Here is a 20,985-nt window from a genome sequence, read left to right on the forward strand (position 1 = left end):
CCCCCTTCCCGTCGGCGGTCAGCGACGGGCGACGACGCGCGTGACGAGCGCGTCCCGTACTTCGTCCAGCGAGATGTCCTCGCGGTCGCGCTTCGCCCGGTCGGTCACCTCCACCAGGCCCTGGGCCAGGCCGCGGGCGCCTACCGTGACGCGGTAGGGGATGCCTGCCAGTTCCACGTCCCGGAGCTTGATCCCGAGCCGCTCCCGACGGTCGTCGAGCACGGCGTCCACCCCTGCGGCGCGCAGCTGCTCGTACAGCTTCCCGGCAGCCTCGGTGACGGCCGGGTCCGAGTGCTGGGCGACGACGACCGCGACCTCGAAGGGCGCGACCGCCACGGGCCAGACGATCCCGGACTCGTCGTGGTGGCATTCGACGATCGCGGCGACGGCCCGCTCCACGCCGATGCCGTAGCTCCCCATGACCACGGGGACGCGCTTGCCGTCGGCATCCGTCACGAAGGCTCCGTAGAGCTCGCTGTAGGTCGTGCCCAGCTTGAAGATGTGCCCCACCTCGACGGCCCGTTCCACTGCGAGAGGGCGGCCGCACTCGGGACACCCCTCGCCCGCCACGGCTTCGCGCAGGTCGGCCCAGAGCGTCACGGCGACGTCCCGGGCGAGGTCCACGCCCCGCAGGTGTTCGGTGTCCCTGCTGCCGGCCGTCACCAGGTCGCGCCGCCCGCGCAGGGCCTCGTCGGCGACGACCGGCAGTCCGGTGAGCCCGACCGGCCCGGGTACGCCCGCTCCCGCGGAGCCGAGCGCGGCAGCGATCTCCTCGGGGCGGGCGGGCCGGGTGGCGGCAGCGCCCAGGGCATCGGCCAGCTTCTGCGGCACGAGCGCATGGTCGGCGCGCAGCAGCACCATGGTGACCTGGTCGTCGGCCACTTCGAACCGGGCCGTGACCTGACGGTCGAGGGGAATGCCGTGGACGCGCGCGAGTTCCCCCGCATCCGCGGCGCCCGGTGTCGTGAAGGGTTCGGGAGCCGCCGGACCGGGAGCGTCCCGCACCGCGGCCAGCCGGGACCCGGCCGTCTCCACGTTCGCGGCGTAATCGCCCGCGGGACAGTGCACGACGAGGTCCTCACCTGCGGGTGAGGGGCACATGAACTCCACGGAGACCTTGCCGCCCATGGTTCCGCTGGAGGCCTGGACGGGGACGGCGGGAATGCCCAGCCGCGCGAAGATCCGTACGTAGGCCTCCCGGTGCAGGGCGAAGGAACGGTCCAGGCCGGCGGTGTCGGTGTCGAAGCTGTACGAGTCCTTCATCGTGAACTCGCGGGTGCGGATCAGGCCCGACTTCGGCCTGGGCTCGTCGCGGAACTTCGTCTGGAACTGGTACCAGGCCTGGGGAAGCTGGCGGTACGAGCGCAGTTCCGGCGCCAGGTGCGCGAAGATCTCCTCGTGGGTCATGCCCAGGGCCAGATCGGCGCCCTTGCGGTCACGGAGGCGGAACATCTCATCGCCCATCGAGGTCCAGCGCCCGCTCCGCTGCCAGATCTCCGCGGGGTGGACGGTCGGCAGGAGGAACTCCTGAGCACCGATGCGTTCCATCTCCTCCCGGATGATCGCGACGACCTTCGTCCGTACGCGGACCGCCGCCGGGAGCAGCGAGTAGTGGCCCGCCATCAGCTGACGGATGTATCCGGCCCGGACGAGCAGCCGGTGGCTCACCGCTTCCGCCTCGGCGGGATCGTCGCGCAGCGTGGGAACGTGCAGTTGGGACCAGCGCATGGAGGACCCTTTCTCGGTACGTGGTGTCTGGCGACCGCGGGGCGCGGTCAGTGGCTGCGGACGGTGAAGGGGGCCGCGGCCCGCTGATCCCCGGTCAGGTGGACGTGCAGCTCACAGGTGCCGTCCGCGGCCATGGCCCGCAGTTCGGGAGAACTGTTCAACGCCGCTTCGCGCACGCGGGCGCGCAGTTGGCCGGTCAGCTCGGGGAACAGGTGCGGGGCGAAGGCGGTCACACAGGTCAGCTCGACACGGGGGCGGGTTCCCTCACGCGAGGGGTGGAACTCCACCGAGGCGAGTGGGGCCGATCCCGGCAGCGCGTCGTAGGGCGCGATGGACGCGTGCATGACGCCGCGGGCCAGCTCGGGCAGCCGCTCCAGCGCTTCGCGCAGCGCGATCGGGCGGAACGCGAGGACCTGCCGGCCCTGGTGTTCGACCAGGGCGGTGTGTGCCCGCCGGCCGAGCAGGGCGACGGAAACCTCGCCGGGTTCGCAGGGGCTCTCGGCCGCCTCGACCAGGTCCCCGGTGTCGTACCGGACGAAGGGCTGGTACTGCGAGAACGGATGGAGCTCGGTGAGCACGAGCCGCCCCACTCCCGAAGTCACCGGCTGCTGCCCGTCCAGCGAGACCACCTGCGGGACGACGTGGACGTCGAAGTGGAACAGCTCGCAGGCAGCGCACCGGGTCGCACCGCCCGCCACCTCCGAAAGGCTGTAGCGGTGCACGATGCGCGCACCCGGAAAGGCCGAGGCAAGGACATCGCGGTGCCCGTCGGTCAGGTAGTCGGCCAGGGCGGTGACGGTACGGGGCCGCAGGCGCTCCGCGAGACCGGCCTCCGCGACGGCATGAGCCAGGACGACGAGGTCGTCCGGAGTTCCGCTGACCTGAATCAGGGGGTCGGCAAGATCGGGGAAAAGCTGCGGACGGCGCAACAGGCCGAGCGCCTTGTCCAGGTCGCGGGCGGACGTCAGCCCGAGAGTGACGGAACGTTCCACCGCGAGAGCGCCGATGGAATTCCCGTGGTGCCGTTTGGAAATGGTCGACAGGTGCACGATAGGGCGGGTCTCGCCCGTCCTCTCACGCGCCCGTGTGTTGAGGTTCGCCAGCATGTCGGCGAGCGCTCGCACTTCCTCCGCACACCGGTAGCGGGTGAAGGGGTGCCCGGTCGTCCCGCTGCTGTGCATGAGGACGGAGGGCGTGCGGTCGGGATGCCGCACGGCAGCCGCGCCACCTGACGGTTCGAACTTTCCGATCACCGGCAGGCAGTGGAGATCGGCGGTGGTGGTCAGCTCCCGGACCGGCAGCCCGGCCCACAGATCCTGGTAGTAGGGGATTTGATAAGCGTGCTCCACGGTGCCCGGAACCAGCTTGTCACGTATACGGGTCTTCGCCCCCGGGCTTGCGTGTTCAGTTGACATGACCCAGATCTTGACAGCGAGTGTGACTGCCAGTCAAGGTGGCGTGTCAATGTTGATTGTTCGCCTTCTCGAATGCGGAGAAACATTTCATGACTTCATCAGGGCTGGTCGAGCTCGTCGGCGAGACGGAGGGCTTCCTCCAGGAGTACTGGCGCAACCGGCCCGCCGTCCTGTCTCCCGGCGCGGGACCCGACGGCGTCCTCGCCCTCGAAGAGCTCGACGCCGCCCTGACCGCAGGGGTGCTCCACGCGCCCTACGTCGAGATGGTCCGCACGGACCGGATCGTCCCGCTCGGCGAGTACACCCGCGCCCGTACCGTGAACCGGGTCACCCGCCCCGGTTACGCCGACGCGACCGGAATCCGGGCCCAGCTCGACGCCGGCACCACCCTCGTGCTGCGGTGCGTGGAGCAGTGGCACGCCGGAACGGCCGAGTTCGCCCGCCGCCTCGGCGAGGAACTGGGGCGCAAGGTCGAGGCGTTCTTCTTCGTGACGCCCGCGGGTGCCCAGGGTCTGCGCCTGCACCGGGACGACGCCGACGTGTTCGTTGTCCAGCTGAACGGAGCCAAGCAGTGGTACGTCCATGCGGGCCCCGAAGACGCCCACTGGGGACCGGGCCCGACGCCGGAGACGGGCCCGCCCCTCCTGTCGCCGCTCCTGGAAGCCGGCCAGGTGCTCTACATCCCCCGCGGCTTCGCCCACCGCGCCACCGGCGATTCGGGGTTGTCGGTCCACCTTTCCTTCACCGTCCGCGACATCGGCGTGCGTGACCTTGAGCGAGCGGCCCGCACCCTGCTGCTGGACCGGTTCCCCACCGACCGGCGCCCGCTGAGCGACGAGGGCCTGTCGGCTGCTGCCGGCGAACTGCTCGAGGCCCTCGCCGCGGACCTGCCCGGACTCACCGCCGAGCAACTCGTCACCACCGCGCGCCAGGCCCAGCAGGCAGAGACCTCCGCACAGCCGTCCCCCCACCTCCAGGCGCTCGCCCGGTCCTTGGAGAACGAGAAGGCTTGAAGGGTCTCCCTTCCGGCCTGCAGCCCGCCGGGCCCGCAGCCCTTCGGGGCATCCGGTGCCCGGCCGCCGCGCGGCGCGGGTACGGGTGCGCCACATCCGGGATATCTCTGGTCGCAGATGGCGGCCGGCGGGGCCGCCCCGGTCCGGAAAGGCGGGTGGCCGGTGACCGTCCAGCCCGTTCCCGAGGGGTATCCGCGCGTCACGCCCTACCTCTGTATCGACGGCGCCGCGGCTGCGATCGACTTCTACGTCTCCGTACTCGGTGCACGGGAGCGGATGAGGATGGCCGCACCCGGCGGCAAGATCGGCCACGCCGAGCTGGAGCTCGGAAGCTCGGTCATCATGCTCGCGGACGAGCACCCCGACATCGGCTTCCGCTCACCGAAATCGGTGGGCGGCACACCCGTGACCCTGCACGTGTACGTCGAAGACGTCGACGCGGTCTTCCTCGCGGCCCTCGCCCGGGGTGCCACCGGGCTGCGGCCGCTCAGGGACGAGTTCTACGGCGACCGCACCGGCCAGTTCGAGGACCCCTTCGGACATCGCTGGAGCATCGCCACGCACATCGAGGACGTTCCGCCGGACGAGATGGAGAGGCGTTCCGAGGAAGCCGAGCGCGCCATGGGGTCCGAGCCGGGCGGAGAGTGAAGGACCCGCCCGCACCGACCCCTTGAAGGAGGGTCCGCAGCCCTGCCCGTTCCCGGTCGTGGGAGAGCCCCGGCCTGTGGGGGGCCGGGGCTCGTGGGCGGGGTCGCAGGGCCGGGGCCGCGGGCTACCGGCCTGCGTAGGGGAGCAGGGCCATCACGCGGGCGTTCTTGACGGCCAGGGCGATCCGGCGCTGCTGCTGGGCGGTGACGCGGGTGACGCGGCGGCTGCGGATCTTGCCCCGGTCGGAGATGAACCTGCGGAGCAGGTCGGTGTCCTTGTAGTCGATGTACGTGATTCCTGCCGCGTCCAGAGGGTTGGGGCGGGACGTCGGCGGCTTGCTCGGGGAAGGGCGGCGGGCCATCGGTGTTCCTCAGGTGTGTGGGGCGTGAAGGGGGCCGTGGGTCAGGAAACCGAATCGAGCAACGGGCCGAAGGCGGCGGGTAGTTGCTTCCATGCTTCCCGCCCGGCCCTGTACTCGGACTCGGTCAGGAGGCAGGAGTCCAGGAGCTGTTCGATCCCGTCGCGGTCGAGGCCCGGTGAGGTGAAGACGAGGTGCTGGCAGCAGTCGCCGTGTTCGGCGTCCCAGTCGAGGGAGGCCGCGGCCCGACGCATGGCGGGGACCAGGTCCCAGGCGGCGTCGGGGAGCGAAGCCAGCCAGGGGCCGACGCTCTCCACGCACAGCGCGCCACCTGCCGCGTCCCAGGCCAAGAGGGTGTCCGGCCGGTCCGCGAGCCAGAACCGGCCGCGGCTGCGGGCGGCGGCGCAGGTCAGGTCCTCCAGGGCCGCGTAGAGCCGCTCGGGGTGGAAGGGCCGGCGGCGCTGCCAGACGAGCGTGGCGACTCCGGCTTCGTCGGCTTCCTGGGGGAGGAGCGCGCAAGCGGGGTGCTGGGCGGCTGCGGCGCTCTCCACGTCGAAGCCCGCGAACGCCAGGCGGGTCAGTTCGCTGGAGCCGGTCGGCACCTGGCGGGCGGTCGGGTGCAGCTGGGCGAGCAGGGCGCGGTCCTCGTCGTCGGCCTCCTCGCTGTCGGCGATCGCGAGGACCGGCGCGTACTCGAGCTGACGGGCCCAGGTGTCCCCGACGGTCCGCTGGTCGGTGGCCGCGGCGGCGAGTCCGGCCTCGCTGAGGTCGTCTCCGTTGCCGAGGCAGGGCAGGACGAGCGCGGGGTCGACTGCGGTGATCACGTTGGTGAGTTCCAGTACGTCACCGGCGTGGGCGGTTACGACCTCGGCCATGGCCCTGGGCTCGACCGAGTCCCAGAGTTCCACGACGGCCAGGCGGGTCAGCCCGCCGGCGGCCAGTCGCTCCAGCTCGGGGACGAGGTCCTCGCGCAATGCGCAGCAGGCGCAGTCGTTGACCAGCGGAGCCTCGTCCGCGGAGATCGCGCCCCCGGAATCGCGCAGCGTGCGGAGCACCGCACCGCCGGCGGCGGAGGACAGGTCGTGGTGCAGGGCGATACTCCCCGGCACGGCGCGCAGCAGGTGTTCGACGGCCTCCTTGCGTGCGTCGGCGTGCATGCCGCCGACGATCACGACCGGGAGGGTCACTTGGGCCCTCCGTAGCGGCGCTCGAAGCGCTCGACGCGGCCGGCGGTGTCCAGGACCCGCGCGGTGCCGGTGTAGAAGGGGTGGCTCTGCGAGGAGATCTCGACGTCGATGACGGGATAGGTGTTGCCGTCCTCCCACTCGACCGTCTTGTCACTGGAGGCGGTCGAGCGCGTGAGGAACGCGAAGTCGGCGGCCTTGTCGCGGAAGACGACGGGGCCGTAGGCGGGGTGGATTCCAGGCTTCATGGGGTTGCTCTCTCTGGAGGAGGGGCTTGCTCAGCGCTCTTCGCGGAAGTCGACGTGCCGGCGGACGACCGGGTCGAACTTGCGCAGCACCATCCGGTCCGGGTCGTTGCGCCGGTTCTTGCGGGTGACGTAGGTGTAGCCCGTGCCGACGGTGGAGCGGAGCTTGATGACGGGGCGAACTTCGTTGCGTGCCATGACACCAGTATACGGAAATGGGAATCATTTTCAATAAGAGATCCGGCTCTCCTGGGGCGGAGCTTCAGGCCGCCTGGGGGGTGGCGGCTTCGTGCTCGCAGACGTCGTCGATTCCGTACGTCTCCCAGTCCGGGAAGTCGTCCACGGCGGGCACGGCCTCGCCCGGGGACAGCAGGCAGGCTTCGAGCGCGGCCCGCAGTGAGTCGGCCCGCAGGCCCGTGCCGATGAACACGAGCTCCTGGCCCTGAGCGGTGTCCGGCCCGCGGGCGCCCGAGGGCTCGAAGCGGGCGACGGCGCCGGCCTGGGACCAGAGGCCGGTCACGCGGGGGCGGCTGGCCAGCCAGAAGAAGCCCTTGGAGCGCAGGACCTGTCCGAACGTCCCGCTGTCGAGGCCCTTGGTGACGAAGGTCCACAGCCGGCCGGGGTGGAACGGCAGGCCGGAGCGGAACACGAGCGAGGAGATTCCGTACTCCTCGGTCTCCGGGACGTGGTCGCCGTTCAGCTCCTTGACCCAGCCCGGGGCCTGCTGGGCCCGCTCGACATCGAACAGGCCCGTGCCCAGCACCTGTTCGAGAGCCACCTGCCCGCGGACAGCGGGGACGATCCTTGCCTCCGGGTTGAGTCGCGAGAGCGTCGCGCGGAGCCGGGCGACGTCGGTCGGCCCGACCAGATCGAGCTTGTTGAGGACGATGACGTCGGCGAACTCGATCTGGTCCACGAGGAGATCGCTGACGGTGCGCTCGTCGCCCTCGTACTGATCGAGCCCGCGGGCGGTGAGCTCGTCGCCGTCGGCGAGTTCCGGCAGGAAGTTCGCCGCGTCCACGACGGTGACCATCGTGTCGAGACGTGCCAGGTCGCCCAGGGTGGCGCCGTCTTCGCGCGGGAACGAGAACGTGGCCGCCACCGGCATCGGCTCGGAGATCCCGCTCGACTCGATGAGCAGGTGGTCGAAGCGCCCCTCGCGGGCCAGCCTGTCGACCTCCTCCAGCAGATCGTCACGCAGGGTGCAGCAGATGCACCCGTTGGTCATCTCGACCAGCCGCTCCTCGGTGCGCGACAGTGCCGCTCCTCCGCCGCGCACGAGGGCCGCGTCGATGTTGACCTCGCTCATGTCGTTGACGATGACGGCGACCCGCAGGCCCTCGCGGTTGCCGAGTACGTGGTTGAGCAGGGTGGTCTTGCCGGCCCCGAGGAAGCCCGACAGGACGGTGACGGGCAGTGCCGCAGGCTTCGCGCCGGTCATCCGCTCAGCCCTCGGGGCGCAGAAGGCCGCGCTCGTAGGCCTTCACCAGGCGCTGGGGGACCTGGTGCACGGAGCCGTCGACCGTGATCGGTACGAGCTGCGGGGTCGTGGCCTTCCACTGGGCCCGGCGGTGGCGGGTGTTGCTGCGGGACATCTTCCGTTTGGGGACTGCCATCGGGGTCTCCTGAGGTGTCGAGGACGTTCGACGGAAAAGCTACATGAAAATGACGACCATTTTCAATCAGGAGCAGTGTGGCCCGGCGGCAGCTCGGCGCCGACGCATGGCAGACGTACCCCACCGGATCTCATGGCGGGGTACGTCGTCAGGGGAGTGTCGTCCGCGTGGGGCTACCAGGAGGACTTGGTCACGCCGGGGAGGAATCCGGCGTGTGCCTGCTGCCGGGCGCGTACGCGGGAGAGCCCGAACTTGCGCAGGTAGCCACGGGGGCGGCCGTCGACGCTGTCGCGATTGCGTACGCGGGTGGCGCTGGCGTCGCGCGGCTGCCGGTGCAGCTCCGCAAGTGCACTCCTGCGTTCCTCCTCGGTGGACGAAGGGCGCCGGATGATCTCCTTCAGTGCGGCCCGCCGTGCGGCGTGCCGCTCGACGACGCCCTTGCGCTTCTCGTTCCGGGCGATCTTGCTCTTCTTCGCCATCAGACCTTCACCCCGCGCGCCCGGATCCGGGCCACGGCGGCCTCGATGCCGATGGCGTCGACCGTCTTGATCGCCTTGGTGCTCAAGGTCAGGCGGACATTGCGCCCCTCGCTGGGCAGCCAGTACCGCTTGTGCTGGATGTTCGGGTCGAAGCGGCGTGACGTGCGCCGGTGCGAGTGGGAGATGTTGTTGCCGAACCCGGGCTCGGCGCCGGTCAGTTGGCAGTGTGCGGACATGCGTGATTCCCGCCTCTCTCTGGGTGTCGCTTACTGGTAATGGAAACCATATCCAATACCGGCGACCCCCAGGTACGCTCCACCCCCCTCGGCGAGCACCGGCTGACCGGCTACGCGTGCCCGGCGACCGTCCTCAGTCCTGCCGGCCGGGGGTGCCGCCGGACGTGGCGGACGGCTCCTGTTCGCGCAGGGCCCAGGGGGAGCCGTACGCGGTGAGCAGGTCGAGGAAGGGGCGCGGCGGCAGGGCTTCGGGGCCCAGGACGCCGGGCCCCGACCACGCGCCGGTGGCGAGGAGCTCGAGGGCCACCACCGGGTTGACGGCGGTCTGCCAGACGACGGCCTGGGAGCCGTACTCGCGCATGGACCACTGGTTGTCGACCACGTGGTACAGGTACACCTCGCGGGGCAGGCCGTCCTTCGTGCCCTTGACCCAGGTCCCGGCGCAGGTCTTTCCGGTCATCCGCTCCCCGAGCGCCGCCGGGTCCGGCAGGCAGGCGGCGACCACGTCGCGCGGCGAGATGCGGACCGGGCTGCCGTCCTCCCCGCGGACGGTGACCGGCGCGGTGGAGTCCAGGCCGAGCGCGTGGAGGGTCTTGAGCTTGCCGATGAAGTCGTCGCCGAGGCCGTACTTGAAGGTGACCCGGCGGGCTCCGACCCAGCGCGGGATCAGGAGGACCTCCTCGTGCTCGACGTTGACGCACTCGACGGGGCCGATGCCCTCGGGGAAGTCGAAGACCTCCGGCTCGCTGAACGGGGCGGTGGTGAACCAGCCGCGCTCCCGCTCGTACACCACGGGAGGGTTCAGGCATTCCTCGATCGTCGTCCAGATGTTGAAGGACGGCGCGAAGTCGTAGCCCTCGACGGTCAGGTCGGCGCCGTCGCGGATGCCGATCTCCTCGATGTCGTCGAAGAGTTCGTCGGCCGCGTAGCGGGCGAAGACGTCCGAGAGCCCGGGCTCGACGCCCATGCCGACGAGGGCGATGCGGCCCGCCTTCTCCCATTCGGCGGCCCGTTCGAACTGTTCGTCGCCGAGCTTCACGCCGCAGGTGGCGTGTGGATCGTCGGGGTGCGGGCGGGAGAGGGACATGGCCATGTCGAGGTAGTGGCTGCCCGCCGCGAGCGCGGCGTTGAACAGGGGCATCACGAAGCGCGGATCGGTGGCGTTCATCAGGACGTCGCATCCGCGCTCGGTGAGTAGCCGGGTGACCGCCGCCTCGTCCGAGGCGTCGACGCGGCAGGCGCTGAACCGTGTTTCCTCGCCGCCCAGGGCCGCGACCGCGGCCTCCGCCCGGGCCAGGTCGTAGTCGGCGACGAAGAAGCGGTCGAAGAAGCCGCGGCGGGCGGCGATCTTGGTGATCGCGCTACCGACACCGCCGGCGCCCACAAGCAGTACACGCATGGCAAGGTCCTTCTTTCGGTGAGGCGGGTGCCTCGGGCTGATGGAACCGGGCGCTCCGAGTTAAGGTCAATGGTGTTGGCATAAGGGGGCCGACCTGGACGGTGACACGGAGGAGCGTGGCGATGGCGAAGGACGTGGTCCCCGAGGAGGCGCGCAGACGACGGCGTCCCACCCGGCAGGGCACGGTGCTCTCCGAGCAGCTGATCGTCGAGACGGCGCTGCGGATGGTGCGCGAGCACGGGAGTGCGGGCCTGTCCGCCCGACGCCTCGGCGCCGCACTGGGGGCGGACCCCAGCACCCTGTACCGGTACTTCGACGGCATGGACGGGCTCACGCTCGCCATCGGCGAGGAGCTGATCGGCCGGGCACTGGCCGGCTGGGTCGCAACGGGGCGGTGGCGAGCCGACCTGCGCTCCTTGGGCCTGCGCATCCACGGCGCCTACCTCGCCCATCCGCAGGCCGCGCTGCTGACCGCGAGCCGGGTGACCGGCCGGCCGCGGGAGATCGCCACCGACGAGGCGATCCTCGGGAGCCTTCGCGGCGCGGGGTTCACGGACGTGGACGCGGTGCGGATCTACCACGCCTACGTCGACCAGTGCCTGGCCTTCGCGGCGCTCGACGCGGGCGCCCTCGCGCTGACGGCGAAGGCGCGCGAGGCGGACGAGGAGATGTGGGAGTCGACGTACGCCCGGCTGCCGGCCGACGCGTACCCGAACATCGCGGCAACCGCCGGACTGCTGGCCGAGCGCATGCCCCACAGCGCGTACCCGGTCGCCCTGGACATGCTGCTGGAGAGCGCCGAACGCCAACTGGCGGACGGGGGCTCCGCCGCCTGAGCGGGCGAGGCCCCGGCCGGCTCGCCGGCTTATGCCAACACCATTGACCCCCTGTGCGGCGCGCGGGTTTCCTCTTCACACTCACCCACCCCCACACACTGCACCAGCGAGGGACCATGGTCGAAGACACCCCGCGGACGCCGGCCGCCACGCTCAAACCGAACGCGATCGGGTTCGTCGACGCCCTCGCCATCGGACTGAACGCCACCTCTCCGGCGTACTCCCTGGCCGCCGTGATCGGGCCGATCGTCGCCCTCGTCGGGGTCCACGCCCCCGGGGTGATGCTCGCGTCCTTCGTCCCGATGGTGCTGATCGCCTCCGCGTTCTACTACCTGAACCGGTCCGATCCCGACTGCGGTACGACCTTCTCGTGGGTGACCCGGGCCCTGGGCCCCACCGCCGGCTGGCTCGGCGGCTGGGCGATCACCATGACCGGGGTGCTGGTGGTGGGCTCGCTCGCCGACGTGGCCGTGAACTTCGGGCTGCTCGCCGCGGGCCTGGACGACCTGGCCGGCAACACCCTGGTGCGCCAGACCCTGACCGTGCTGCTGATCGTGGCGATGGCAGCCCTGTGCGTGCGGGACACCCAGGCCGCGGCCCGCCTGCAGAACGTCCTCGTCCTGCTGCAGACCCTCTGCCTGTTCGTGTTCGCCGCCGTGGCCCTGTACCGGGTCCACGCGGGGACCGGCTCCCTCGACGCCGTACGGCCGGCGGCCGGCTGGCTCGACCCGTTCGGGGCCGGGGGCCCGGCCCTGACCGGTGGCCTGCTCCTGGGCGTCTTCGTCTACTGGGGCTGGGAGTCGGCCGTCAACCTCAGCGAGGAGACGACCGACCCCTCCTCCACTCCGGGCCGGGCCGGCATCTGGTCGACCGTCGTCCTGCTCGCCACCTACGTGTCCGTGGCCTTCGCGGTCGTCGCCTACGCCGGCACCGGGTACCTCACCTCGCACGCCGACGACGAGGAGGCCGTCTTCGCCTCCCTCGCCCGCGAGGTCCTCGGCGGCTGGGACTGGATCGTCCTCGTCGCCGTCGCCACCTCGGCACTCGCCTCGACCCAGACCACGATCATCCCGGCCTCCCGTACCGCGCTGTCGATGGCGCGCAGGCACGCGCTCCCGCGCCGCTTCGGCCGGATCCACCCGCGCCACCGAACCCCCGCGGTCAGCACGTGGTGGGTCGCCGGCACGGGCACGGCCTGGTACCTGTTCATCCACTGGATCAGCGAGAACGCCCTCGCCGACTCGCTGACGGCGCTCTCCCTCCTGATCGCCTTCTACTACGCCCTCACCGGCATCGCCTGCGCGGTGTACCACCGGCGCCGGATCACCTCGGGGGTACGGGAGTTCCTGCTGATCGGCGTCGGCCCGCTGGTGGGTGCCGGGCTGCTGATCTGGCTGCTGGCGGAGGCGGTCGCCGACATGGCGGACCCCGCCAACTCCGCGGGCGGTACCTCGTGGTTCGGCCTCGGCCCGCCGCTGGTCATCGCGCTCGGCCTGAGCCTCGTGGGGGTGCTGGTGATGCTCGCCCGGCGCGCCGCGTCCGGCACGTTCTGGACCGAGCGTCCGACCGTCTGCCCGGACCCCAAGCACGAGCCCGAGGGACCGGCCGCACCCGAACCCGCCATGTCCGGAGCCAGTCGCGCTTCTTGAAGACGACGCAGAGGCTGACGCAGACCACGGCCACCAGCAGAATCGCGAAGGGCGGCCCGCCGCCCACCGCCGCTCCGGCCGGCCGCCCCGTCGAGCTCACGGCATCTGGCCGTACGATCGCGTTCGAGCGCGACGCGGCCGGCCGCGGACTCGTCCGCAGGATGGGCGAAACGGTGAGTCTCGCCCGTCGGTTCGCTCCGAAATGCAAGCCCTGATCGACGCATTGGAGAACTGGCCGTGACCGGAATCGAATTCCTCGCTTCCTTCATCGCGGCCGGACGCCTGCACGGGATCGGCATCGGCTCCACCCTCGAAGAGGTCGACCGCGCCATCGCACACCGGTTCGTCGATGTCGTCGACGAGGGTGGCGCCTCACTGCGCCGCGATCTCGGATTCGTGGAGTTCTACTTCAACCCCGGCGAGGAATGGGTGATGTCGGGCGGATCGATCGAGTTGCACCGACTTGCGTCCGGCTACGACATGGCGGAGGAATGGGCCCGGACCATGGGAGTCGGGTTCCCCCGCTACGTGGCCTGGGACGATGTGCGGAATGCGCTCGCGCGCGTCCCCAGAGCCCCGGAGTTCAAGGTGACCGACCAGGGAGGCTTCCTCGAATACCGGGCGGCCGCATCCAACGTCTCCGTCCTCGTCGTGGACGACGACGAGGAGGAACGGGGCTACCACGCAGGGCACGGGGACGTATGGAGCGTCAGCCTCTGGGCCCCCGTACGTGCGAGGTGACGGCGACGGGGCATCCGCAGTGCCGCGAAGGGGTAGCCGGCGCCCCGCTTCGGCTCCGGCGCGACCTCGAAGTCCATGCCGGATATCGCCCCCGCCAGGGGGGCGAAGAGGATGGCGGCCCTGGAGGAGATCTCCTTGAAGTTGAGAACCGAGGTAAGCCCCATGACTCGGACTGATGCCACCTCGTGGAGCCGTTCCCTGCGGGCCCTTTTCGGGGAAGGCATGTTCGCGGCCGTGGGGGCGCGGCGGCGCGATGACTGGCGCCTGGACGCCCTCGACGTCATGCAGCTGCGGACGGACGATCCGCGTGGCTGGTCGAAGGTTGCCGTGGCACCGGGAGGGGGCGATTACGGCACCGGCCCGGACAGCCCGTTCAGTGCTCTCACGCCAGGAGACTTCAGCACGGTCTTCCCTGTGTCCAGGAGGGGCTCCGAACACATCCTGGTCACTCTCCAGGGCGAGTGGTTCCAAACAGACGACATTCCGAACTTCGATGCGCGAGAGGCCGAGCTGTCCTCGCACGCGAGAACGATCCTGGCAAGATTCGGAGAAGACGCGCTGTTCTTTACCAATGCGGCGACGGCGCGAGAGAATCCCCATGCCGATATGTTGCGTCGCGAGGGTGCTTATGAGGGCTTCACCAGCCACGTCATGGATTGTGGCGTAATCGCTGTCTCTGCCAAGGAAGTTGGCATCTTCTGGGGCTTCACCATCGACTGAGGGCCTCCCAGGCGTACCCGTTTCTGCACCTTGGAGTCCGGAGACGTGCCCACGCTGGTCGCGCCCCAGACCCGCTGGGAGTGGCACGCCGCTTCGGGGAAATGGGACAGTTCCTCGGCGGTTGGTTCTCGCAGGACATGCCCGACGGACTGGAGTCGAGGCCATTGACACGCCGCTCGGCACGGTGTCCGAGTATGTACCTGAGGCCCTGGTCTCCTCTCACGGCCGCATCTGAGATCCCGTACCGAAGGAAGCCGCCTGCGCCCGGGAATGTTCCAGCCTCGCCGTCACCTCCGCCTGGTCCGGGCCGTCCTCGGTCGCCAGCAGTTCCCCAGCCGTGACCATGGCCGCCCAGAACTCGGGAGGTGAGCCCCGCCCGTCCCGGAACCGGGTCTGCGTGAAGAACAGGAAGAGCTTCGTGAGCTCCCCGGTGAGCAGCCCCCATTTCCCCGTCGTGGGGACCGTGCCGAAGCGGTGAGGTCGGCGGTGATCACTCGCGTCCGATCGAGGATCTGTCCAGTGATCCCGGCCGGTCGTGCAGAAGACGGTGTTGGGATCAGCGGCAGAGCTGCATGATGGTGTCGTCGAAGTCGGGGAACTCCTGGGCGGCCAGCTCGATCACGGCTGCCGCCGGCCGGCGCTGGTGCGGTGCGAATCCTTCGGCGATGGCTGCCAGCTCCGGATTGGGCCGCGCCTGCCAGTCCGGCTCGTAGGACGTGGCGGCTTCCCAGGGGCCGAAGCCGTCGGCCAGCAGCCACAGGAAGTCGCCCAGGTCGCGCGCGACGACACCGGTCTCGCCCTCGGAGCCGAGGAACACCACGGGCTGCTCGGCCAGCGGTCGGCCCGGGCGGATGAGCCAGATCGCCGCGTACCCGCCCGTGCCGTCCTGTCCGAACACGCGGAAGTCGTCGCCGTCCAGTTCACTGTTCCCGGTCCACGCCTGGAACCAGTCGGTGGTCTCGGCAGCCGACATGAAGGCCGGGAAGGGCTCGAAGTCGACCCCGTCCTTCCCGTCGGCGTAGTCGAATCGAACGGCCATCGCAGAGGCGAGCGCGGCGGGGAACTGGCGGTCATCGGTGGGCTTCACGGAGACAGGCTAGACAGGGGGTCGGACATCGACGCCCCACGGGCCCGCAACCGCGTGCCGTCGAAGCTGATCGGCGGTGCGGGATGGCCGCCCCAAGGTGCGGGGGAGCACCCGGCGTGGGCGGTACTACGACCCGACCACAGGGCGGTACATCGGTCCCGACCCGCTGGGTCTCCCACCGTGACCCAACCACTACGGCTACGTCCGCAACCCTTTCACTCTGTGGGACCCCCTGGGTCTGGCCGGCTGCGAGGCACATCCGACATGGGGCGGGCGAGTCGTCTTCGTCCGTGACGAACACGGTCGCGTCTACGAATTGCACGCCACGATCACGCGGGACTTGCTCGACGAGGGTACCCACGCGCGGAACTCTCTTCGGCCGCCCGGCTTCGTTCACGGCGTTGACCACAACCAGGGTCGCGGCCACATGCTCGCGCGGATGCTGGGGGCTCCCGCGACATCCTGGACAATTTCTTCACGATCACCCAGGACCCAACGAATGCCCCCGATATGCGGGATGACGAACAGAGGGGCTACAACGCGGTTTTCGGGGACTCGGCCAACAACGTCCCCGGGCAGACTGCCCAGTACGGCGTCTACCTTGACTACCCCGACAACAGAGCAGACCCCGTGCCGAAGTGGATCCAGCTGGAGGCCAACGGCAAGGATGGCTTCCACATGGGAACGAGCCGGCTCAATCCCGACGCCGTCGCCCAAGTGATCCGCCGCCAGCAAGGAATCCAATGGCCGACCTCACTGTGTTGACCCAACTCTGCCCGCCGCCGGCCGCACCGCAGCTCCCGATCGACTGGAGCACCGTGGAAGCGGAGCTCGGCGTGCGCCTCCCCGAGGACTACAAACAGCTCGCGGCCACCTACGGGCCAGGGCTCTACAGCGACTACATCAACGTCTACCACCCACGGGCGAACACACCCTGGGTCAACCTCACCGGACCCATGCCCTCACGAATCCGCGGGCATCTCCAGCGTGACTACGACCAGGGCACCCACCCCGTCCCTTACGATCCTCAGCACTTGTTCGCCATCGGGGTCACCTCCAATGGCGAGTATCTGTTCTGGATCACTGATCCCCAAGACGCCCCCGACAGCTGGCGCATCGCTGTCAACGAAGCCCGCGGCCCCCTCTGGTACACCTACGACGGCACCCTCACTGCCTTTCTCGCATCGGTCCTGAGCGGAGAAACATCCGTCCCGCAGTTCCCGAAGGACCTCCTCGACCCTCCCATCACCTTCGCCCCCTCCACGGCGCCCGCCATCGACTACCCCGAGCCTGCGGCCAGACCCGCGGTCAGCACTGACAGCATCCGAGAATGGGCACGTGCGAATGGCTACCAAGTACGCCCCCACGGCCGTATCCCCGCCGATGTCCGGGATGCCTGGGAGCGAGCCGACCCGGTCTGATCGGGTCGTATACGGGAGTCCAGCCGCAACTGAGGATTACCGGCGGGTAGGGGAGCGTGCGGCAAAGCCGGCCGGGCCATGGGAGTCGTCAATCCACTGGACTGTCGGCCCAGCGTGCCGAGGTGAGGTTTGTTCGAGGCATTCCACTGCTTCCTCAGGGCCCGCAGCCTCTTGCCCACGGCATTGGCGGAGTCCTGGCACCAGCGGCCGGTTCCCCTCGGATCAGGCGCCGAGGGGCGTCAGCAAGGGCGACGGTGAGATGTTGACCAGGAAGTGGGACTGGGCCGAAGCCGAAGCCGAAGCCGAAGCCGAAGCCGCAGACGCAAGACCTGGATCGTCAGCCGATTCCCCCCAGATTCCCCCCAGCAGAGTCCGCCGAGGCGCGAGCCCCTCTGCGTGCCGACAGTCCTCGCATCAGGCGGGCGGCGCCGGCCGCGTAGGCGATGCCGAAGAGGAGCGAGGCCAAGAACGCCAGGTGCCGGGAGAACCCGTCGATGAGCGGGAAGATTTGCCAGTGGGTCAGGTAGATGTACAGGGAGCTGGTCGCGAGGAGGCCGGCCAGTTGGTTCAGGCGCTCCCAGCTGGGGAGGCTGGGCACCCACACCAGGAGCACGAATCCGGCGACGATAATCGCCTCGCGCCCGGGGTCGCCGGGGAAGAAGCCCGGCACGGTGGCCAGGGCCGCGAGGGTGACCAGGAGGCGTTGTCGCACGGTGGCGGCCTTGGCGGCGGCCCAGCCGAGGGCGAACAGCCAGAAGACGGTGACGGCGTCGGGGATGTGCTCGCGCTCCGGCAGGCCGACGAGGTCGTACCGGGTGAGGAGTCCCAGGCCGGCGAGGGCCAGGGGCAGGGCGTACGGGAACCGGCGCTCCGCCCGGTCGGCTGCGGGCAGGCCCAGGAGGCCGACGGCGGCGATCAGGATGTAGACGAGGGCCTCGATGAACCAGAAGTGCATACCGGTCTTGAGGTCGGCGGGGCCCATGACGCTGTCGAGCAGGAAGAGATTGGCGAGCGTGTAGTCGTCGTTGAGGAGCAGGATCAGGCCGATCCAGGCCATGCTCGGCAGCGCGACGCGGGCGAGGCTGGTCCAGCCCCGGCGTACGCGTACGCGCCGTTCGGCAGAAGTGAGGTGGAAGCGGGCGAAGTTGTATCCGGCGACCGCGAGCAGGATGTGCGCCCCGCCCTTGATGCCGAACACCTGGATGTGCGAGCCGACGATGCAGAAGATGGCCAGGGCGCGGAGCGCGACGCTCGTCTCCAGGGTCCGCCTGCGGGAGGTGTCCGCGTGCTCGGGCGGCCTGAGGTCCCGGATCGGTGTCGTGTGCCAGCCGGCCGGCAGGTGACCGAGCCGCTCTTCGAGCTGGATCGACATCTCCACGTACGAGAGCGAATCGCCGCCCAGGCTGACGAAGGAGCTGTCGTCCGTCACGTCCGAGCGGTCGAGGACCCGTGCGTAGAGCAGGTGCAGGGGTTCGGGGGCGCCGTCCGGCGTGGCCGCGGGGCGGGTGGTGGTGTCAGTGGTGCTGTCGGGCGCCTGACGGGTCAGGTTGCGCACGGCCCGGTAGTCGGGCTTGCCCGAGGGGAGGCGGGGGAGGGCGGCCAGGACGCGGACATGCACGGCGCGGGCCGGCAGACTGCAGTCGTGGGCCACGCGCCGGGCTATCCGGCGGGCGTCCCGGTCGTGGCCGCCGACGGCCGCGATGCGCAGTGCCTCGTCGTCGCCGGTGCACAGGGCGCTGACGCCGTGCCGGGCGAGCATCGCCTCGACCTGCCCGGGGTCGATGCGCAGGCCGAGGATCTTCGCGAACCGGCTGCTCCGGCCGACGATCTCGTACAGCCCGTCGGGCGAGCGGCGCGCGATGTCGCCGGTGCGGAGTTCGTGCACGGTCCGGCCCAGCGCGAGGTCGCCGGGGGAACGGGCATAGCCGAGCATGACGTTGGGGCCGGAGTAGACCAGTTCGCCGGTGTCGTCGTCGGTGCCGTCGGTGCCGTCGGTGCCGTCAGGGCCGTCGGCGCTGTCGGGTAGCGGCCGAAGGCGGAAGGAGCCGCCGGGGATGGGGATCCCTGCCGCCTCGGGGCGGGATTCCGCGAGGTGCGGCGGCAGGTAGGCCATGCGGGCCGTCGCCTCGGTCTGGCCGTACATCACGAAGAGCTTCCAGCCGGCTGCGCGGCCGAGTGCGGCGTAGCGGCGGACCTGGTCGGGTGCCAGGCGCCCGCCCGCCTGGGTGACGTAGCGCAGGTGGGGCAGTTCCATGGCGGCGAAGCCGACCCGGTCGAGCAGGTCGAAGGTGTAGGGAACCCCGGCGAGGGCCGTCCCCCGCGCGGCTTTGAAGAGCTCCCAGAAGCAGGTGTCGGCGACCGACAGGTCGGTCAGGATCAGTCCGGCGCCGCGCAGGAGGTGGCTGTGCACGACGGACAGGCCGTAGCAGTAGTGCAGGGGCAGGGTGGTCGCGGCGCGGTCGGTGTCCCGGATGTCCAGGTACTGGGCGATGGACTCCGCGTTGGTCTGGAGGTTCTCGTGCGACAGCCGGACGAGCTTCGGTGATCCGGTCGAGCCCGAGGTGCTGAGCAGCAGGGCGAGGTCCGGGTGCAGGTCGTGTGCCGAGACCTCGCGCCGCTCGTCGAGCAGCATGTCCTCGCCCTCGGGGCGGGCCACGACGTCCGGGTCGTACGCGTCGATCAAGGACTGGACGGCTTCGGGGTGGTCGCCCGGTACCAGGAGGACGGGGTGCCCGGCCGCGAGGGCGGCGAGGTGGACGACGAGGGCGTCGACGGTGTTGGTACCGACCAGCAGGACCAGGCGGCGTTCCCGGCCGAGGCGGCGGGCCGTCCTGTCCACGCGTACGGCCAACTCGGCATAGCTGAACGTGCCGTCGGCCGTGATGACGGCGGTCCGGTCGCCGTGGGCGGCGAGGCCGAGGGCGAACGGGACGGACGCGGTGCCTGGGAGTAGGCCGGGAAGGACTGTCACGGGCGCATCTTAGGAATGCCTTACCTCGCCCGATAGTCACAGGAAAGTCACAGATGACTCATGGAAGATCCATAGAAAAATAAGCGGTAGGGTCGGCTCCGCCGATGGGTGGGCGCGGTCGAACTGTTGCGTGCATCACCCTTGACCTTTAGGTTAGCTTTACCTTACTTATGGGGCGATACCCGGTTCTCCGCTGCCCTTGTAGGAAGGCTTCCCATGCGACGCCCCTTGGTCCGACGCCTGACCGCGCTCTTCGCGGCGGCACTCCTCCTCCCCGCCGTCGCAGGCTGCGGCGTCGACGAGGACGACGCAGGGCTCGTCATCTACTCGGGCCGCAACGAGAAGCTGGTCAAGCCGCTCCTGGACGAGCTGGAGAAGGCCGTCGGCACCACGGTCGCCGTCCGCTACGGCGAGAGCGCCGAACTCGCCGCCCAGATCCAGGAAGAGGGCGGCAAGACCAAGGCCGGGCTGTTCTTCTCCCAGGACGCCGGCGCCCTCGGGGCCCTGTCCACCAAGGGCATGCTGGAGAAGCTTCCGCAGGCGTCCCTCGACAAGGTGGACCCCGGCTTCCGCGGTGGCGCGGGCGACTGGGTGGGCACCTCCGGGCGGGTCCGCGTCCTCGCGTACAACCCGGGACAGGTCTCCAAGGTCCCGGACACCGTTCACGATCTGGTCAAGCCGGAGTGGAAGGGGAAGGTCGGCTACGTCCCGACGAACGCCTCCTTCCAGGCCTTCGTCACCGGCATGCGCGTCCTGGAGGGCGACGACGCCACCCGCACCTGGCTGAAGGGCCTGAAGGCCAACGAGCCGAAGGTGTACGACAACAACCTCAAGGTGCTGGAGGCGGTCGGCAAGGGCGAGGTCTCGCTCGGGCTGGTCAACCACTACTACTGGTACGAGCAGGTCGCCGAGAAGGGCGAGGCGAAGGTCAAGGCGAAGATCCACTTCCTCCCCGGTGGTGACGCGGGTGGCCTCGTCAACACCGCCGGTGTCGCCGTCGTCAAGGGAACCGACCAGGCGCCGGTCGCCCAGAAGGCCGTTGACTTCCTGCTCTCGGAGAAGGCGCAGAAGTACTTCGCCGAGGACACCAAGGAGTACCCGCTGGCCTCGGGCGTGACCAGCACGGTCAAGGGCCTTCCGCCGCTGGCCTCCCTGGACGCACCGAAGATCGACCTCGGGAAGCTGGAATCGCTTCAGGAGACCCTGAAGATGCTCCAAGAAGCCGGGATGGTCTGACCC

General features: G+C 70.1%; 22 protein-coding genes. 9 read left to right on the top strand and 13 right to left on the bottom strand.

Annotated features, from left to right (window positions below; translation table 11 throughout):
• Positions 1-18: 18 nt before the first annotated feature.
• Together IO30_RS0132770 and IO30_RS0132775 are read right to left on the bottom strand one after the other, a co-directional pair.
• Complete coding sequence (locus tag IO30_RS0132770) at positions 19-1,728, bottom strand: proline--tRNA ligase (protein WP_031149123.1); 1,710 nt, start codon at positions 1,726-1,728, stop codon at positions 19-21.
• Positions 1,729-1,775: 47 nt separating this feature from the next.
• Positions 1,776-3,143: a phenylacetate--CoA ligase family protein gene (locus tag IO30_RS0132775; RefSeq protein ID WP_157853427.1), complete on the bottom strand. Its 1,368-nt coding sequence runs from the start codon at positions 3,141-3,143 to the stop codon at positions 1,776-1,778.
• Positions 3,144-3,232: 89 nt separating this feature from the next.
• Between IO30_RS0132775 and IO30_RS0132780 the strand changes: the two genes are divergently transcribed.
• Positions 3,233-4,156, top strand: coding sequence for a JmjC domain-containing protein (locus tag IO30_RS0132780; RefSeq protein WP_031149127.1), 924 nt, complete (start codon positions 3,233-3,235; stop codon positions 4,154-4,156).
• Between the two features lie 162 nt (positions 4,157-4,318).
• Positions 4,319-4,804 (top strand): VOC family protein, encoded by a 486-nt coding sequence (locus IO30_RS0132785; protein WP_031149128.1) that lies wholly within the window; start codon positions 4,319-4,321, stop codon positions 4,802-4,804.
• A gap of 124 nt (positions 4,805-4,928) precedes the next feature.
• On the opposite strand, the gene rpsR is transcribed toward IO30_RS0132785, so the two are convergent.
• The 9 genes from rpsR to IO30_RS0132830 all read right to left on the bottom strand — a co-directional run bounded on the left by rpsR (position 4,929) and on the right by IO30_RS0132830 (position 10,321).
• Positions 4,929-5,165, bottom strand: coding sequence for a 30S ribosomal protein S18 (gene rpsR, locus IO30_RS0132790; RefSeq protein ID WP_031149130.1), 237 nt, complete (start codon positions 5,163-5,165; stop codon positions 4,929-4,931).
• A gap of 41 nt (positions 5,166-5,206) precedes the next feature.
• Entirely contained in the window at positions 5,207-6,319 is a 1,113-nt protein-coding gene (locus IO30_RS0132795) for a CobW family GTP-binding protein (RefSeq protein ID WP_051902776.1), read from the bottom strand.
• Between the two features lie 26 nt (positions 6,320-6,345).
• The gene (locus IO30_RS0132800; RefSeq protein WP_031149134.1) at positions 6,346-6,594 is read right to left on the bottom strand and encodes a type B 50S ribosomal protein L31; all 249 of its coding nucleotides are present in this window, start codon (positions 6,592-6,594) and stop codon (positions 6,346-6,348) included.
• Positions 6,595-6,624: 30 nt separating this feature from the next.
• On the bottom strand, positions 6,625-6,789 hold the full coding sequence (gene rpmG, locus IO30_RS0132805; protein WP_031149136.1) for a 50S ribosomal protein L33: 165 nt from the start codon (positions 6,787-6,789) through the stop codon (positions 6,625-6,627).
• A 64-nt stretch (positions 6,790-6,853) separates the two neighbouring features.
• Entirely contained in the window at positions 6,854-8,032 is a 1,179-nt protein-coding gene (locus tag IO30_RS0132810) for a GTP-binding protein (protein WP_031149138.1), read from the bottom strand.
• 4 nt (positions 8,033-8,036) lie between these two features.
• Complete coding sequence (gene rpmF / locus IO30_RS0132815; RefSeq protein ID WP_031149140.1) at positions 8,037-8,207, bottom strand: 50S ribosomal protein L32; 171 nt, start codon at positions 8,205-8,207, stop codon at positions 8,037-8,039.
• A 173-nt stretch (positions 8,208-8,380) separates the two neighbouring features.
• Positions 8,381-8,686 carry a 30S ribosomal protein S14 gene (rpsN, locus tag IO30_RS0132820; RefSeq protein WP_031149142.1) on the bottom strand — a complete coding sequence of 102 codons (306 nt, stop codon included), beginning with the start codon at positions 8,684-8,686 and terminating at the stop codon, positions 8,381-8,383.
• Positions 8,686-8,922, bottom strand: coding sequence for a 50S ribosomal protein L28 (gene rpmB / locus IO30_RS0132825; RefSeq protein ID WP_031149144.1), 237 nt, complete (start codon positions 8,920-8,922; stop codon positions 8,686-8,688). The genes rpsN and rpmB overlap by 1 nt, the downstream gene beginning before the upstream one ends.
• Before the next feature lie 133 nt (positions 8,923-9,055).
• Positions 9,056-10,321 (bottom strand): saccharopine dehydrogenase family protein, encoded by a 1,266-nt coding sequence (locus tag IO30_RS0132830; RefSeq protein ID WP_051902747.1) that lies wholly within the window; start codon positions 10,319-10,321, stop codon positions 9,056-9,058.
• Positions 10,322-10,443: 122 nt separating this feature from the next.
• Between IO30_RS0132830 and IO30_RS0132835 the strand changes: the two genes are divergently transcribed.
• The 4 genes from IO30_RS0132835 to IO30_RS0132850 all read left to right on the top strand — a co-directional run bounded on the left by IO30_RS0132835 (position 10,444) and on the right by IO30_RS0132850 (position 14,267).
• Positions 10,444-11,157 (top strand): TetR/AcrR family transcriptional regulator, encoded by a 714-nt coding sequence (locus IO30_RS0132835; protein WP_031149148.1) that lies wholly within the window; start codon positions 10,444-10,446, stop codon positions 11,155-11,157.
• Between the two features lie 116 nt (positions 11,158-11,273).
• The gene (locus tag IO30_RS0132840) at positions 11,274-12,806 is read left to right on the top strand and encodes an APC family permease (RefSeq protein WP_051859202.1); all 1,533 of its coding nucleotides are present in this window, start codon (positions 11,274-11,276) and stop codon (positions 12,804-12,806) included.
• A gap of 237 nt (positions 12,807-13,043) precedes the next feature.
• A complete protein-coding gene (locus IO30_RS0132845; RefSeq protein ID WP_031149152.1) occupies positions 13,044-13,547 on the top strand; it encodes a hypothetical protein in 504 nt (167 codons plus the stop codon).
• A gap of 222 nt (positions 13,548-13,769) precedes the next feature.
• Positions 13,770-14,267: a hypothetical protein gene (locus tag IO30_RS0132850; RefSeq protein WP_157853428.1), complete on the top strand. Its 498-nt coding sequence runs from the start codon at positions 13,770-13,772 to the stop codon at positions 14,265-14,267.
• Between the two features lie 556 nt (positions 14,268-14,823).
• Here IO30_RS0132850 and IO30_RS0132860 read toward each other — a convergent pair.
• On the bottom strand, positions 14,824-15,354 hold the full coding sequence (locus IO30_RS0132860; protein ID WP_031149155.1) for a hypothetical protein: 531 nt from the start codon (positions 15,352-15,354) through the stop codon (positions 14,824-14,826).
• A 510-nt stretch (positions 15,355-15,864) separates the two neighbouring features.
• On the opposite strand from IO30_RS0132860, the gene IO30_RS46520 reads away from it, so the two are divergent.
• Complete coding sequence (locus IO30_RS46520) at positions 15,865-16,119, top strand: hypothetical protein (RefSeq protein WP_031149157.1); 255 nt, start codon at positions 15,865-15,867, stop codon at positions 16,117-16,119.
• Positions 16,098-16,775 carry an Lsr2 family DNA-binding protein gene (locus IO30_RS0132870; RefSeq protein ID WP_031149159.1) on the top strand — a complete coding sequence of 226 codons (678 nt, stop codon included), beginning with the start codon at positions 16,098-16,100 and terminating at the stop codon, positions 16,773-16,775. Before IO30_RS46520 ends, IO30_RS0132870 begins: the two co-directional genes overlap by 22 nt.
• A 337-nt stretch (positions 16,776-17,112) precedes the next feature.
• Here the strand turns inward: IO30_RS0132870 and IO30_RS0132875 are convergent, their stop codons facing one another.
• Positions 17,113-19,746 carry an AMP-binding protein gene (locus IO30_RS0132875; protein ID WP_051902749.1) on the bottom strand — a complete coding sequence of 878 codons (2,634 nt, stop codon included), beginning with the start codon at positions 19,744-19,746 and terminating at the stop codon, positions 17,113-17,115.
• 216 nt (positions 19,747-19,962) lie between these two features.
• On the opposite strand from IO30_RS0132875, the gene IO30_RS0132880 reads away from it, so the two are divergent.
• Positions 19,963-20,982, top strand: a complete 1,020-nt coding sequence (locus tag IO30_RS0132880) for an iron ABC transporter substrate-binding protein (protein ID WP_031149163.1) — start codon at positions 19,963-19,965, stop codon at positions 20,980-20,982.
• Positions 20,983-20,985: the final 3 nt, after the last annotated feature.

It is taken from the genome of Streptomyces xanthophaeus (assembly GCF_000725805.1).
Classification (GTDB): Bacteria; Actinomycetota; Actinomycetes; order Streptomycetales; family Streptomycetaceae; genus Streptomyces; species Streptomyces xanthophaeus.